The organism is Streptomyces noursei (assembly GCF_016917755.1).
Taxonomy (GTDB): Bacteria; Actinomycetota; Actinomycetes; order Streptomycetales; family Streptomycetaceae; genus Streptomyces; species Streptomyces yunnanensis.
Window position 1 is genome coordinate 7,939,667 of record NZ_CP070326.1, and the last position, 13,418, is coordinate 7,953,084.

Annotated in this window: 11 protein-coding genes; 7 read left to right on the forward strand and 4 right to left on the reverse strand. The window is 69.7% G+C overall.

Annotated features, from left to right (window positions below; all coding sequences use genetic code 11):
- Nucleotides 1-18: 18 nt before the first annotated feature.
- Both JNO44_RS34715 and JNO44_RS34720 read right to left on the reverse strand, forming a co-directional pair.
- Entirely contained in the window at nucleotides 19-1,242 is a 1,224-nt protein-coding gene (locus tag JNO44_RS34715; protein WP_205367939.1) for a sensor histidine kinase, read from the reverse strand.
- On the reverse strand, nucleotides 1,239-1,901 hold the full coding sequence (locus tag JNO44_RS34720) for a response regulator transcription factor (RefSeq protein ID WP_205367942.1): 663 nt from the start codon (nucleotides 1,899-1,901) through the stop codon (nucleotides 1,239-1,241). Before JNO44_RS34720 ends, JNO44_RS34715 begins: the two co-directional genes overlap by 4 nt.
- Nucleotides 1,902-2,091: 190 nt before the next feature.
- Here JNO44_RS34720 and JNO44_RS34725 point away from each other — a divergent pair, with 190 nt between their 5' ends.
- Complete coding sequence (locus JNO44_RS34725; protein WP_205367943.1) at nucleotides 2,092-3,534, forward strand: ABC transporter permease; 1,443 nt, start codon at nucleotides 2,092-2,094, stop codon at nucleotides 3,532-3,534.
- A 1-nt stretch (nucleotide 3,535) separates the two neighbouring features.
- Entirely contained in the window at nucleotides 3,536-4,213 is a 678-nt protein-coding gene (locus JNO44_RS34730) for an ABC transporter ATP-binding protein (protein WP_205367944.1), read from the forward strand.
- Nucleotides 4,214-4,351: 138 nt separating this feature from the next.
- Here JNO44_RS34730 and JNO44_RS34735 read toward each other — a convergent pair whose 3' ends face one another.
- Complete coding sequence (locus JNO44_RS34735) at nucleotides 4,352-4,954, reverse strand: hypothetical protein (RefSeq protein WP_240167797.1); 603 nt, start codon at nucleotides 4,952-4,954, stop codon at nucleotides 4,352-4,354.
- Between the two features lie 180 nt (nucleotides 4,955-5,134).
- Here JNO44_RS34735 and JNO44_RS34740 point away from each other — a divergent pair, with 180 nt between their 5' ends.
- From JNO44_RS34740 to JNO44_RS34750, 3 genes are all read left to right on the forward strand, one after another.
- Entirely contained in the window at nucleotides 5,135-5,944 is an 810-nt protein-coding gene (locus JNO44_RS34740; RefSeq protein WP_240167798.1) for a hypothetical protein, read from the forward strand.
- Nucleotides 5,945-5,992: 48 nt separating this feature from the next.
- Nucleotides 5,993-6,550: a S1 RNA-binding domain-containing protein gene (locus tag JNO44_RS34745; protein WP_240167799.1), complete on the forward strand. Its 558-nt coding sequence runs from the start codon at nucleotides 5,993-5,995 to the stop codon at nucleotides 6,548-6,550.
- Nucleotides 6,551-6,830: 280 nt separating this feature from the next.
- Nucleotides 6,831-8,042: an erythromycin esterase family protein gene (locus tag JNO44_RS34750; protein WP_205367945.1), complete on the forward strand. Its 1,212-nt coding sequence runs from the start codon at nucleotides 6,831-6,833 to the stop codon at nucleotides 8,040-8,042.
- 108 nt (nucleotides 8,043-8,150) lie between these two features.
- Here JNO44_RS34750 and JNO44_RS34755 read toward each other — a convergent pair whose 3' ends face one another.
- Nucleotides 8,151-9,128 (reverse strand): LysR family transcriptional regulator, encoded by a 978-nt coding sequence (locus tag JNO44_RS34755; protein WP_205367946.1) that lies wholly within the window; start codon nucleotides 9,126-9,128, stop codon nucleotides 8,151-8,153.
- Nucleotides 9,129-9,436: 308 nt separating this feature from the next.
- Here JNO44_RS34755 and dnaE point away from each other — a divergent pair, with 308 nt between their 5' ends.
- Together dnaE and JNO44_RS34765 are read left to right on the forward strand one after the other, a co-directional pair.
- A complete protein-coding gene (gene dnaE / locus JNO44_RS34760) occupies nucleotides 9,437-13,033 on the forward strand; it encodes a DNA polymerase III subunit alpha (protein ID WP_205367947.1) in 3,597 nt (1,198 codons plus the stop codon).
- Nucleotides 13,030-13,389: a DUF6300 family protein gene (locus tag JNO44_RS34765; RefSeq protein ID WP_205367948.1), complete on the forward strand. Its 360-nt coding sequence runs from the start codon at nucleotides 13,030-13,032 to the stop codon at nucleotides 13,387-13,389. The genes dnaE and JNO44_RS34765 overlap by 4 nt, the downstream gene beginning before the upstream one ends.
- The last annotated feature ends 29 nt before the right edge of the window (nucleotides 13,390-13,418 follow it).

The window sequence follows — 13,418 nt, forward strand, 5'->3', positions numbered from 1 at the left end:
AGGCCCGCGCTCGCCCCGTCAGTCCCGCCCGCCCGGCCACGCGGGCAGCGTGACGCGGACGACGAGCCCACCGGTCGGCTGTGCCCGGGCCGTCACCGTGCCGTGATGGCCGTGCACGAGGGAGCGGACGAGCGCCAGGCCCAGGCCGTGCCCGCTGCGGTCGCTGGCCACGCGGGGACGCGCCCGGTAGAAGGGCTCGAACAGGCGGTCCACCACGTCCGGGTCGACCGGCGGCCCGGTGTTGGCGACCTCCAGGACGACCTCGTCGTCGTGCGCGGCGACCCGCACCCGCACGGTGCCGCCGGGCACGTTGTGGGTGCAGGCGTTGTCGACGAGATTCACCACGAGTTGGCGCAGCAGCGTCGCGCTGCCACGGACGGTGCAGGCCGCGGCGGTGTCGGTGGCGAGGGCGAGCGAGACGCCGGACGCCTGCGCCGGTCGGTCGGCGCGCGCGGCGTCGACGGTCTGCCCGGCGAGCTCGGCGAGGTCGACCGGTTCGGTGTCGTGGATCGCCTGGTCAGCCGCCGCGAGCCGGAGCAGCTCCTGCACCACGCGGATGTTGCGCTCATTGGTCTCCCGCAACATCGGCACCAGCTCGGCGATCTCCTCCTTCGACGGGTCGGCCGCCGCCATCTGCAGGATCGCCCGTGTCGTGGCGAGCGGGGTGAGCAACTCGTGCGAGGCGTTCGCGGCGAACCGTTGATGGGCGGCGAAGGACTCCTCCAGGCGGGCCAGGGTGGTGTCGAAGGTGTCGGCCAGCTGCTTCAACTCGTCTGCCGGGCCTTGGGCGTTGATCCGGTACGACAGATCCCCCTCGCCGGCCTTGGCCGCGGCCCGATTGATGGTGTGCAGGGGCGCGAGCAGCCGCCATGACAGGACCCACCCCGCGCCGAGGCCGACGACCAGGACGACGAGCACCCCGCTGACGGAGACCAGGAGGACCGTCGACCAGACGTCCTCCTTGTTGCGGATCAGCCCGGACGTGTCGATCCGCCGGCCCTCCTGGAGGGTCTTGGGTGGTGCGGCGTCGGGGGTCGGCCGGATCGCGCCGGGTGCCGTGGAAGACGGGGACGGCACCTCGACGGGCGTGGTGAGGTCGTAGGTGGGCAGGTACCGGATGCCGACGTAGATGATGGCGACCATCAGTGCCGAGCAGACCGCCAGCGCCCCGCCGAAGCCGAGGAAGAGCCTGGCGTGGATGCTGAGCGTGCGCGTCCGACCGCGGCCTCGGCGGAATCTCATGCGGTCCCCAGGTAGTAGCCCGCGCTGATCGCGGTGTGGACGAGCCGGGGTTCGCCGAGCTTCTTGCGCAGGGTGTGCACCACGAGGCGTACCGCGTTGGTGAGCGGGTCGGTGTGGGCGTCCCACGCCTTGTCCAACAGGTGGTCGGCGCTGAGCACCCCACCCTCGGCGCGCATCAGCAGCTCCAGGACGGCCAGTTCCTTGGGCGTGAGGCGGATCTCGACGCCGGCGCGGGTCACACGACGGCGATGGGTGTCGAAGCTGAGGTCGGCGAAGGTCAGGACGGGTGGGTGCGCCATGGGGCTGCGCCGGTACAACGCCCTCAGACGGGCGACCAGTTCGGGAAAGTCGAAGGGCTTGGCCAGATAGTCGTCCGCACCCAGGCCGAGGCCCTCCACCTTGTCGCCCAGTCTGCCCGCTGCCGTGAGCATCAGGATGCGGCAGTCCAGGCCCGTGGCGACGATGCGGCGGCACACCTCGTCGCCGTGGACGCCGGGAAGATCGCGGTCGAGCACCACCGCGTCGTAGTCATAGACGGCGACCCGTTGCAGGGCGGTGCCGCCGTCGTGCACGACGTCGACGGCGATGGACTCGCGGCGCAGCCCGAGCTCCAGGACGCGCGCCAGGTACTGCTCGTCCTCGACCACCAAAACCCGCATATGCGCCGGCCCTTTCCACAGTTTCTGAGAATTCCATGAGAATGGCGGTAGGTATCGAGCGAGATTCCTTGCCTTTCCCGGTGTTTCCGTCACGTCTATCAGACGCCGCATTTGAATCGTATATGAGGGCTCGTGCGCTGCGGATTTCCGCAAACACGGTTCACAACCGGCGCTCCCTAGCCTTCCGGGCATGAATCTCTTCAAACGGGCGTGGTGGCGGCTTACCGGCCATCCGGGCAAGACATTGATGCTGGTCGGCTTGTTCTTCGTGATCTGCACCCTGGTGCTGTCCGGATTTCTGATCCGGTCGGCGGCGGCCCGCGCGGCCGACGGCGCCAAAAAGAGCGTGGGGGCCGTGGCCACCATGCAGCTCGATGTGAACGCCCTGATCAATTCAGGCAAGAACAACGGCACCGGTCCCGAGGGGCAACGGGGCGGAACCATCGGTTCGCACGGTGATCTGCGTCGCTCGCTGGTCAACAGGATCTGTGCGTCGTCCGTGGTGCGCCGGTGCAACTACACGACGGACAGCGGTGCATTCCCCACCGGGTCCACCAAGCTCTACCAACCGGTCCCGGCACCGCGCGGCCAGGACTCGCGCGGCACGGATCTGTTCAAGGTGGACGGCATACGCGACCTGAAAGCCGTTGCGGCCTTCCGCAACGGCGATGCCACATTGGTGGCCGGACACGGAATCGGCCCGCACAGCAAACGCGACGAGATCGTCATCGAGGAACGCCTGGCCAAGCGGAACGGCCTCAAGGTCGGCGACACGGCCAAACTCAAGGTGGGCGAGTTGCCGGCACCCGGCCAGCAGGCCGATGACCGGGAACACGCGTTCAAGGTCGTCGGCATCTACCGGAGCGGCACCGCGGACACCGGCAGCTACGTTCCCGCGATGGTGGACCCCGCCAACCAGATCTATGCCACGCCGGACGGCGCGAGCACGCTCCTCGGCAAGGGCGCGGGGGCGGACGGCGTGCTCAAGCAGGCCACCTTCACCCTCGACGACCCCAAGGACCTGGACCGCCTCAAGAAGGACGCCGAGGCCGCAGGCGCCGATCTGGAGATCTTCCCGCTGTCGATCAACGACAAGCAGTATCAGACCCTCGTCGGCCCCATCACCAAGACCGCCGACTTCGCCACCGTCACGGTATGGCTGGTCGCGGTCGCCGGCACCGTCATCCTCGCCCTGATCGTCGCCTCCAACCTGCGCGAGCGCCGCGGCGAGTTGGGCATCCTGCTCTCGCTCGGCGAGAAGAAACCCAAGCTGCTCGGCCAGCACCTGGTCGAGGTGGTCGCCTGCGCGGTACTCGCGATCGGCCTCGCCGGCGTGTGCAGCCAGTTCCTCTCCCAGGCCGTCGGCGACCGGCTCCTCGCGAGCGAGGTCTCAACCGCCAACCAGGCAGCCGCGAACGAGGCCGGCAGGCGCGACCCCAGCGACCCCACCGGCATGGCCAAGAAGGACCAGCTCGAAGCCAAGCCCATCGACGCGATGGACGTCCGGCTCGGGTCCGCCGACATCGCCAAGGTCGGCATCACCGGACTGGGCATCGCGGCCCTGGCCACCTGCATCCCGGGCGCCCGCGTACTGCGCCTGAACCCGCGCGACATCCTCACGAAGGGCGACTGACGTGACCACTCCCCTCCTCGCACTCACGGATCTGACCCGCACCTACAGCGGCGGCAACCGTCGCCGCACCGTCCTCAAGTCCGTTTCGTACGCCTTCGAGTCCGGCCGCATGTATGCGATCGTGGGCCCCTCCGGATCCGGCAAGACGACCCTGCTGTCCCTGGCGAGCGGACTGGACTCGCCCACCACCGGCAGTGTCCGCTTCCACGGCCGCGACATCGCGGAGCTGGGCCTCGGCACCTATCGCAACCGGCACGCGGCCACCGTGTTCCAGTCCCTGAACCTGCTCACCTACATGAACGCCGTCCAGAACGTCACCTCCGCCATGGAGATCACCGGCGTGCGAGGGGTGCGCAGGAGGGAACGCGCCCACGAACTGCTTGATCTGCTCGGCATCGAACCGGCCGACCGCACCCGGCGCACCCTGCAGCTCTCCGGCGGCCAGCAGCAGCGGGTCGCCATCGCCCGCGCGCTGGCGTGCGAGGTCGACATCCTCTTCGCGGACGAGCCGACCGGCAGCCTGGATCACGAGACGGCCGCCGGAATCATCGAGGTCTTTCGGAAACTGGCCCACGACGACGGCAAATGCGTGATCGTGGTGACCCACTCCAAGGAGGTCGCGAACGCCTGCGACGAGGTCCTGCATCTCAAACGGGGCAAGCTGGTGCCGCAGGACTGAAGCGCCGCGCCGGCCGGCTAGGAGCCGTTGGGGTGGCCGGGGCCGGGCCCCGTACGTCGGGACCCGGCCCACGCTGATGATCGCGCCGGCTCCGACGGCCATCGCCACGCCGCCCACCATGGCGATCGTCGGCAGTGCCTAGGACGAGCCGGTCTCGGCCAGATTGCCCTTGACCGCCGCCTCGTTGACGCTCCCCTGCGGCGTCTGGCTGCCCTGCGGCGTGGAACCGCCGCTCGCGCCACCGCCGGGCTGCGCGCTCTCACTGGGCTTACCCGGATTGCCTGGATTGCCTGGCTGCTCGGGCTTACGGTGCGCCGGCAGGATCGTGAAGTCGTACTCCTCGTGGTTGGAGTCGCCGCAGGAGCCATCCTTGTTGTGGAACGATCCCTCGATGATCGCGTAACCGGCACCGGGCTTGGCCGAGCCGATCGCACGGATGCCCAGCGGCAGTGTGACGGTGCTGTGCGCGGCCACCGGGAGTCCGGTGAACTCGCTGTCGATCGTGGCGTCTTCGAAGGTCAGCCACTTTCCGTTCACGGGATTGCGGAACTGCGCCTCCAACTCCTCGTACGGCCGGTCGACGATCTCGGCCGAGGAGATGTACGGCGCCGGCCGGACGCGCTCCATCGCCTTGTCGGAGGTGTTGGTGACCGTGATGGAGGAACGGCTCCAGTCGGCACCGGCGACGAACTCTGCCTGGATTCCCGCGATGGCCACCTGCAAGCGCTTCGGCGCGAGCACGCATGCTTCACCCGGGGGATGTCCTCGGAGGAGGACCCGCCGGACGGGGTGCCGGGCTTGGCGGCCTCGTCGGTCCCCACAGTCCGGGTCACCGACAGTGTCTCCGAGCGGATTCAGGGTTTGTAAGAATGGCTACATGCAAGACATCTACGGTTTTCCCGACATACGCCATGTGCCCCCGTGCTGCGGGGCATCCTCGCGGAAGACAAGGCCGCGAGGGCGGTGCAGGTCCTGACCCCCGAGGAGGCCACGGCGTTCGCCAACTGGACGCGCGTTTCCGCCGAGGCCGAGACGCGCTGGCTGGCCGAGCTGTCCGGCGACGACGGCCTCCTCGGCTTCGAACCGCCGGCTCTCCCCGACAGTGCCTGGATCCTGCACGCCATGTACGAGGACCTGCGGCACCCGGCCACACCGGCCAACGCAGAAACCGCGGCCGGCACGGCAGGCACCGGTGACGGGGACGACGAAGACGAAACGGACTGGGCCGTCTCCCCAAGGCCCCACTGGCGGCGCCTGCGCTGGTCCGAGCTGGCCGAACGGGTCGGCGACCCGATCGTCGAGGAAGGCTCCTACCCCGACCGCTACCAGCTGCACTCATGCCGCACTGGGAGGGAATGGAAGCCGGACAACATCCTGTGGTCGAACGAGGGCAGCCTCGACTGGGAAACCTGGCACCAGCTGATCGACGCGCTGGTCGAGTACAGCCCGGACGGCCCGGATACCCGCTGCCTGGTCCACTTCTGCCGGAACATGTTCTACTACCACGTCCCCACGGTGCTCACCGGCCGCCTGGGTGACGCCCACGCCCTCTACCACCATCCCGACCTGAGGGCCTACAGCCCTTCCAACATCTGGCCTGTGGACCGGACTTGGGCCACCTACACCCACTACGACCTCCACGGCACCAAGGTCGCAGGCCCCACCCCGTTGATCGAAGCCCTCCTCGGCACCCCCGGACTCGAAGCCCTCCGCCTCCCCTGGAAACCCTGACCTGTCCGAACGCCGACCCGCCGGACACGCCTGAGGAGGCTCCCCGCCATGCCCGAACCGGATCGTGACCCGCGCCTGGAGTCCCTGCTCGACCAGCTCCGACCGGGCCCCGTGCGAAGGGTGCGGGTCATCGGGTTCGATGCGGCGGGCGTGCTGGTGGAGCTCGTGGGCGTCGCGCAGGAGCATGCCGAGTGCGGTCGGATCTCTCGCCATGAAGTGTCGATGCGCCACGTGGCGAACCCGTCGGAACTCTTCGAGGTCGGCCAGGAGATCGACGCCGAGGAGATCGGGCGGTGGGGCGGGGGCGAGCTTCACCTCTCCGCCAGGGCCTGCGAGATACCGGCCCTGCGGTCCTTCCTCCTCGCGAAGGAACCAGGCCAGGTCGTCGCCGGTGTTCACGACTTCGGGGCCTTCGTCCACCTCGATGGCGAGCCCGACGGCCTGTGCACCGGCTTCGTCCGGGTGCCGGACCTGACGTGGTCGCGGATCGACCATCCCTCGGAGGTCGTCGAAGCGGGCCAACGGATCACCGCTGAAGTGATCACGGCCGAGACGCGTTCGGGACAGGTGACGCTCTCGCTGAAGGGCCGACTCGTCAGCGACTGAAGGGCCAACTCGTCAGCGAGAGCGAGCCGTTCACGGCGCGGACAGCCGGGGTCGATCCGGAGCGCCACGGGGTGGGACTGTGCGCCGACGACGGCGCGGGTGGGGAGGCCCCTCCCCCGCCGACGACCCACGCACGGCAGTGCACCGGCCAGTCGTCCGATCTCTGCAAGCCCGTCGGATCGCCAGCCTGATCCGCGAGCCCTTTTGAAGGTTCTCCCCCATCTGGCCGTAGCTCTCCGGGAAAAGTCTCAACCGAAGTTTCAACGATACCGTCGAAGGCATGGCTACCGACATCACAGACACCACCCATGCCGTCGATGCCGCCGCCGTCATGCGGCTGCTCCCGACCCGACCGCGGCTGCTCGCCCTCGGTGAGCCCACCCACGGCGAGGACACGCTGCTCGACATCCGCAACGAACTCTTCCGACAGCTCGTCGAGCAGGAGGGCTACCGGACGATCGCCATCGAGAGCGACTGCCTGATGGGCCTGGTCGTGGACGACTACGTCACCTCGGGCACGGGCACCCTCGACGACGTCATGGAGCGCGGCTTCAGCCACGGGTTCGGCGCGTCCGCGGCCAATCGCGAGCTCGTGCGGTGGATGCGGGCGTACAACGACGGCCGGCCCGCGTCCGAACAGCTCCGCTTCGCCGGTTTCGACGGCCCGCTGGAGATCACCGGCGCCGCGAGCCCCCGACAGGCCCTCACCGCACTGCACGACTACCTCGCGGCCCGGGTGGACGCGGACCTGCTTCCCTGCACCGCGGAGACGCTCGACCGCCTGCTCGGCGCCGACGACCGGTGGACCGATTCCGCGGCGATGATGGACCCGGCCCAGTCGATGGGACAGTCGGCCGAGGCAAGGGAGTTGCGGCTGCTCGCCGACGATCTGGTGGCACTGCTCGACGAGCAGGCTCCGCACCTGATCGCGGCGGCCCCGCGGGACGACTGGGACCGCGCGTGCCTGTACGGGCGCACCGCGACCGGTCTGCTGCGCTACCACTTCCGGATGGCCGACACCTCACCGATGCGCATGACCCGGCTCTGCGCGCTGCGGGATCTGATGATGGCCCACAACCTCCTGGCCCTCGCCGCACAGGGCCCGGCACTCCTCCACGCCCACAACTCCCATCTCCAGCGGGAGAAGAGCTCGATGCAGATGTGGCAGGGACCGGTGGAGTGGTGGAGCGCCGGTGCGTTGGTCAACGCCCGGCTCGGCGACGGGTACGCCTTCATCGCCACGGCCCTCGGCACCATCCGGCACCAGGGCGTGGACACCCCGCCGCCGGACACCGTCGAAGGGCGCCTGTACGCACTCCCGGAGGACCGCTACATCGTCGACGCCCCCCATCTGGCCGCCGCCCTCGGCGACCCGCGGCCCGCGCCCCGCGTGTCCCCCTACTTCGGCTACGCCCCGCTTGACCCGTCCCATCTGACCGGAATCGACGGGATCGTGTTCATCAAGGACCTCCCGGGCACGCCGAAGAGCTAGGGCAGTCCCCAACACCCCCTCCGGTCGGGACGCCTCGGATGCGCGGAAGGCATCCGAGGCGTCCCGGCCTTCGCCTCTTGGCCGGGCCCGCTGGTGGCGGCGACACGGCTAGGTCGTGTCCGGGCTCTCGTGGCCGGTCGTAGCGCCGCGACGGGCGTGCTGCGCCCATGTCGGTACCCAGGTCGGTGTGTCGGGGCTGTGGGGGCGTACGGCGGCGAGGTAGTCGCGGAGGGCGGCGAGCGTGGGGTGCGGATCGTCGGTGCGCCAGAGCAGGGAGTGCGGATAGACCGGGGTGGGCTCGCGCATGGGAATGCGCCGTAGGTCCTGGCCGACGGGCCAGACAAGCGGAGTCCGTTCGCCGAAGAAGGTGCCCAACGAGTCGGAGGCGGCGATGGCCTCAAGGAGTGCCTCGACGCCGAAGTTGGGGCCGATGGTGTCGATGGTGACGCCGAAGGTGTCGGCGAACGCGTCGTAGTAGGCGGCCCATTCGGTGCCCGGGACGTTGCCCGGCATCCAGATGCGCTGTCCGGCGAGTTGGCCGGGGGTGACGGCACTGGCGTTGGCGAGGGGGTGTGCCGGGCCGACGCACAACTGCAGGGCCTCGTCGAAGACCGGGACGCTCTCGATGCCCTCGGGAAGCTGGCCGCCCGGCATGGTGACGGCGCGGAAGGTGACGTCGATGGTGCCTGCCTGGAGGGCCGCGATGGCTCGATCGACGTCGAAGAGGGTCACCACGTCGAGCTCCCGCTCGGGGTTCGCGCGGTGGAACTCCCGCAGCAGCCCGGCCGGGCCGACCCGGCGGCCGATGACGTCGACGCGCAAGGCCCGGCTTCCCGGGCGCACGGATGCGGCCGCGCGCTCTTCGGCCCGCAGCAGGGCGCGGGCGTGCGGAAGGAACGCCTGGCCGTCGATGGTGAGGCCGACACCGCGCGCGGTGCGGTCGAAGAGTCGCACGCCGAGCTCCTGCTCCAGCGTGGCGATGCGCTTGGAGACGGCCTGCTGGGTGAGTGAGAGGTCGGCGGCGGTCTTCTGGAACTGGCCGGTGTCCGCGACCGCGACGAAGGTACGCACAGCGTTGAGGTCCACGCGAAGCAGCCTACTGGTACAAGGAATGGTTGGGGCTCGCCGGCTTTCCGGTTGTTTGATCCGCTGATTCGAGCTGACTTAGATGACCTGGGTCAACGGATGGTTGTCCTTGCCGAGGCGCGAGCGGGTGCGGCAGCTGCTTGCCGGCGCCCGGCCACACAGCTGCTCTCCCCCATGGGCGCAGGCCCGTGCCGGCCCGCAGCGTCCGCACCGGGTCAGCCCCGGCCCTCGGCGAGGCCACCCTCGCGGCACCACCGCCCCGGTGGGGCCCCCGCCCTGTCAGTTCCGTCATTGGAGGTGGCACACCCGTGCCCGATTCCTTTGTGCACCTGCACAACCACACCGAGTACTCGATGCTGGACGGCGCCCAGAAGCTGCGGCCGATGTTCGGGGAAGTGGCGCGACAGGGGATGCCCGCGATCGCCATGAGCGACCACGGGAACATGTTCGGGGCCTATGAGTTCGCGCAGGTCGCGAAGGACTTCGACGGCATCAGGCCGATCATCGGGATCGAGGCGTATGTGGCGCCCTCGTCCCGGTTCGCCCGCAAGCGGGAGTTCTGGGGCCCGGGCGGGCGCCGCGCCGTGGGCGACGACGGCGAGGGCTCCAAGGACGTCTCCGGCGGCGGACGTTTCACGCACATGACCATGTGGGCGCGGACCGCGCGGGGCCTGCGGAACCTGTTCTGGCTCGGCACACAGGCCAGCTACCAGGGGCAGTTCCCGGCGGGCAAGCCGCGGATGGACCGTGAGCTGATCGCCGAGCGGCCGGAGGGCATCATCGCCACGACCGGCTGCCCCTCCGGGGAGATCCAGACCCGGCTGCGGCTGGAGCAGTACGCCGAGGCGAGGGCCGCCGCCGCGGCCTACCAGGACATCTTCGGCCGGGAGAACTACTTCCTGGAGCTGATGGACCACGGCCTGGCCATCGAGCGGGACGTCCGCGACGGACTGCTGCGCCTGGCCCGGGAGTTGGACATCCCGCTGCTGGCCACCAACGACGCGCACTACGTCACCGAGGACCAGGCCGACGCCCACGACAACCTGCTGTGCATCGGCGTCGGCAAGAACAAGGACGCCCCGGGCCGCTTCCGCTTCAACGGCTCCGGCTACTACCTCAAGTCGCCCGCGCAGATGCGCGCCCTCTTCGCCGAGCTGCCGCAGGCGTGTGACAACACGCTGTTGATCGCCGAGCGGATCGAGCCGTACGGCGACGTCTTCGACCACGTCGACGAGATGCCCCAGTATCCGGACGTGCCCGACGGGGAGACCCAGGAGTCGTGGTTGCGCAAGGAGGTGCTCAAGGGCCTGGCGGCCCGCTACGGCGCCCCGGTCCCGCAGCACGTCCTGGACCGCTTCGAGACCGAGATGGCGGTCATCGGCCCGATGGGCTTCAGCCCCTACTTCCTGGTGGTGGCGGACATCTGCCGGTTCGCCCGCGACAGCAGGATCCCCCTCGGGCCGGGGCGCGGCTCGGCCACCGGATCCATCGTCGCCTACGCCACGCGCATCACCGAGCTGTGCCCGTTGGAGCACGGCCTGCTGTTCGAACGGTTCCTCAACCCCGAACGCATCAACCCCCCGGACGTCGACCTCGACTTCGACGACCGCCAGCGCGACCGCATGGTCCGCTACGTCATCGAGAAGTACGGCGACGAGTACACGGCCCTGGTGAACACCTTCGGCAAGATCAAGGCCAAGAACGCGATCAAGGACTCCTCGCGCATCCTGGGCTACCCGTACGCGCACGGCGAGCGGATCACCAAGGCGCTGCCGCCCGACCAGAACGGCAAGTCCGCCCCGCTCGGCGCGATCTTCGACCCGTCCCACCCCCGGTATGCGGAGGCCGCCGAGATCCGGCAGATGTACGAGCGCGAGCCGGACGTGCAGCGGGTGATCGACACCGCGCGCGGGGTGGAGGGCCTCACCCGCGGCACCGGGGTGCACGCCGCCGCGGTGATCCTGTCCAAGACCAGGCTCACCGACCGCATCCCCCTGCACATGCGGGCCGCCGACGGCGCGCGGATCACCGGATTCGACTACCCGTCGTGCGAGGCGATGGGCCTGATCAAGATGGACTTCCTCGGGCTGCGCAACCTGGGCGTGATCGACCACGCCATCGAGAACATCCGCGCCAACCGCGGCATCCGCCTGGCCACCGTGGCCCCCGACACGCCGGACACGTCCGACGTCGTCATCCCCCTCGACGACGCCAGGACCTACCGCCTGCTGGCCGAGGCCAACACCCTGGGCGTCTTCCAACTGGACAGCGGCGGCATGCGCGCCCTGCTCAAGCTGATGGAGCCCACCCGGTTCGAGGACATCGCCGCGGCCAACGCCCTGTACCGACCCGGCCCGATGGCCGCCAACGCCCACACCAACTACGCACTGCGCCAGAACGGCAAACAGGACCCCACCCCGATCCACCCGGAACTCCGGCAGGCGCTGGACCCGATCCTCGGCTCCACCCACCATCTGCTCGTCTATCAGGAGCAGATCATGGCCATCGCCCGCCAGTTGGCCGGCTACACCCTGGGCGGCGCCGACATGCTGCGCCGCGCGATGGGAAAGAAGAAACCGGAGGTCCTGGCCGCCGAGTGGGAGAGGTTCCAGACCGGTATGCAGGCCAACGGTTACTCCGACGAGGCGATCAAGGCCCTGTGGGACGTGATGCTGCCGTTCTCCGGCTACGCCTTCAACAAGTCCCACACCGCCGGCTACGGCCTGGTCTCGTACTGGACCGCCTACCTCAAGGCCAACTACCCGGCCGAGTTCATGGCCGCCCTGCTCACCTCGGTCGGCGACGACAAGGACAAGGCCGCTCTCTACCTTGCCGATGCCCGTCGCAACCGCGTCCGCGTCCTGCCGCCCGACGTCAACGCCTCGACCACCGAGTTCACCGCCGTCGGCGACGACGTCCGGTTCGGGCTGCGTTCCGTGCGCAATGTCGGCGACAGCGTCATCGAGGCCGTCGTCGACGCCCGGCGCCACAAGGGGCGCTTCACGTCGTTCGCCGACTTCCTGCACAAGGTCGAGCTGCCCGCCCTCAACAAACGGGCCGTCGAATCCCTGATCAAGGCGGGAGCCTTCGACTCCCTGGGCCACACCCGCAAGGGCCTCACCGCCGCGCACGAGGCCGCCATCGACGCGGTCATCCCGGTGAAGAAGGCCGCCGGCTTCGGCCAGCACGACCTCTTCGCCGATCTCGCCACCGCGGACGACGCCCCGCCCGCCTTCGGCCTCGACCTCCCCCTCGACGACACCGAGTGGCCACGCCGGCAACTGCTCTCCACCGAACGGGAGATGCTGGGCCTCTACGTCTCCGCGCACCCCCTGGACGGCGCCGAACACCTCCTCGCCGCCGCCCGCGACTGCTCCGTCGCCGACCTCCTCGCCTCCGGCCGCACCACCGGGGAGGTGCGGCTGAGCGGCCTGATCGCCAATCTCCAGCACAAGGTGACCAAGAAGGGCAGTCCCTGGGCGATCATCACCCTCGCCGACCGCGACGCCAGCCTCGACGTCCTCCTCTTCCCCGCCGTCTACCAACTCGTCCAGCCCGCACTGGCCGAGGACAACGTCATCACCGTCCGGGGCCGGATCGAGGACCGCGACGGCGCCCTGAACCTCCACGGCAAGGAGCTCGGTGTGCTCGATGTCTCCGCGGCCGAACACGGCGGCAGGCCGCCGGTCCGTCTCGCTCTCCCCGCCCACCGGATCACCACCCGGTCCGTCGCCGAACTCACCCGGATCCTCATCGCACACCCCGGTGACACACCGGTCCACCTCAGCGTCCGCACCACTCGAAGGACCACCGTCTACGCCCTGCGGGCCACCGTGAACGCCGCCACCATCGCCTCCGACATCAAGGGCACGTTCGGCGCCGAAGCCTGGGCGGGCCTGGCATGACCTCCACCACCGGCCATGTGCACCTCGTCGACGTGCGGACCGCCGCACTCCCGCCCTGCCAACGCTGCGGAGCGGCAGTGCTCCTGAGCGCCCGCTATCGGCACTGCTGGGAGAACCGGGCCGGAGCCGCCGTCACCGGCTTCAAGGAGACCGCCCTCTGTCCCACCTGCGACGCGGACGATCCGGCCGCGGCCGGTCTCCTCGCGCTGCTGGGGCAGGTCCGTCACCTCGACACCGCACACCTCACGGCCCTCGGCGAGCTCGTCCCCACCTGGCTGGAGGCGATCCGCCAGCGGACGCCGGACCCGGCCGAACTGGCCGCCGAGGAAGCCCTGTGGAGAGCCGGCGAACTCTGAACCGTCCACGGCGCGGTGGCGACCCGTCA

What these genes read in the sequence shown, in the direction of transcription:
- JNO44_RS34750 (WP_205367945.1), top strand. Translation starts at nt 6,831, where the DNA reads ATGGCTACCGACATCACAGACACCACCCATGCCGTCGATGCCGCCGCC.
- JNO44_RS34745 (WP_240167799.1), top strand. Translation starts at nt 5,993, where the DNA reads ATGCCCGAACCGGATCGTGACCCGCGCCTGGAGTCCCTGCTCGACCAG.
- JNO44_RS34725 (WP_205367943.1), top strand. Translation starts at nt 2,092, where the DNA reads ATGAATCTCTTCAAACGGGCGTGGTGGCGGCTTACCGGCCATCCGGGC.
- JNO44_RS34720 (WP_205367942.1), bottom strand. Translation starts at nt 1,901, where the DNA reads ATGCGGGTTTTGGTGGTCGAGGACGAGCAGTACCTGGCGCGCGTCCTG.
- JNO44_RS34765 (WP_205367948.1), top strand. Translation starts at nt 13,030, where the DNA reads ATGACCTCCACCACCGGCCATGTGCACCTCGTCGACGTGCGGACCGCC.
- JNO44_RS34715 (WP_205367939.1), bottom strand. Translation starts at nt 1,242, where the DNA reads ATGAGATTCCGCCGAGGCCGCGGTCGGACGCGCACGCTCAGCATCCAC.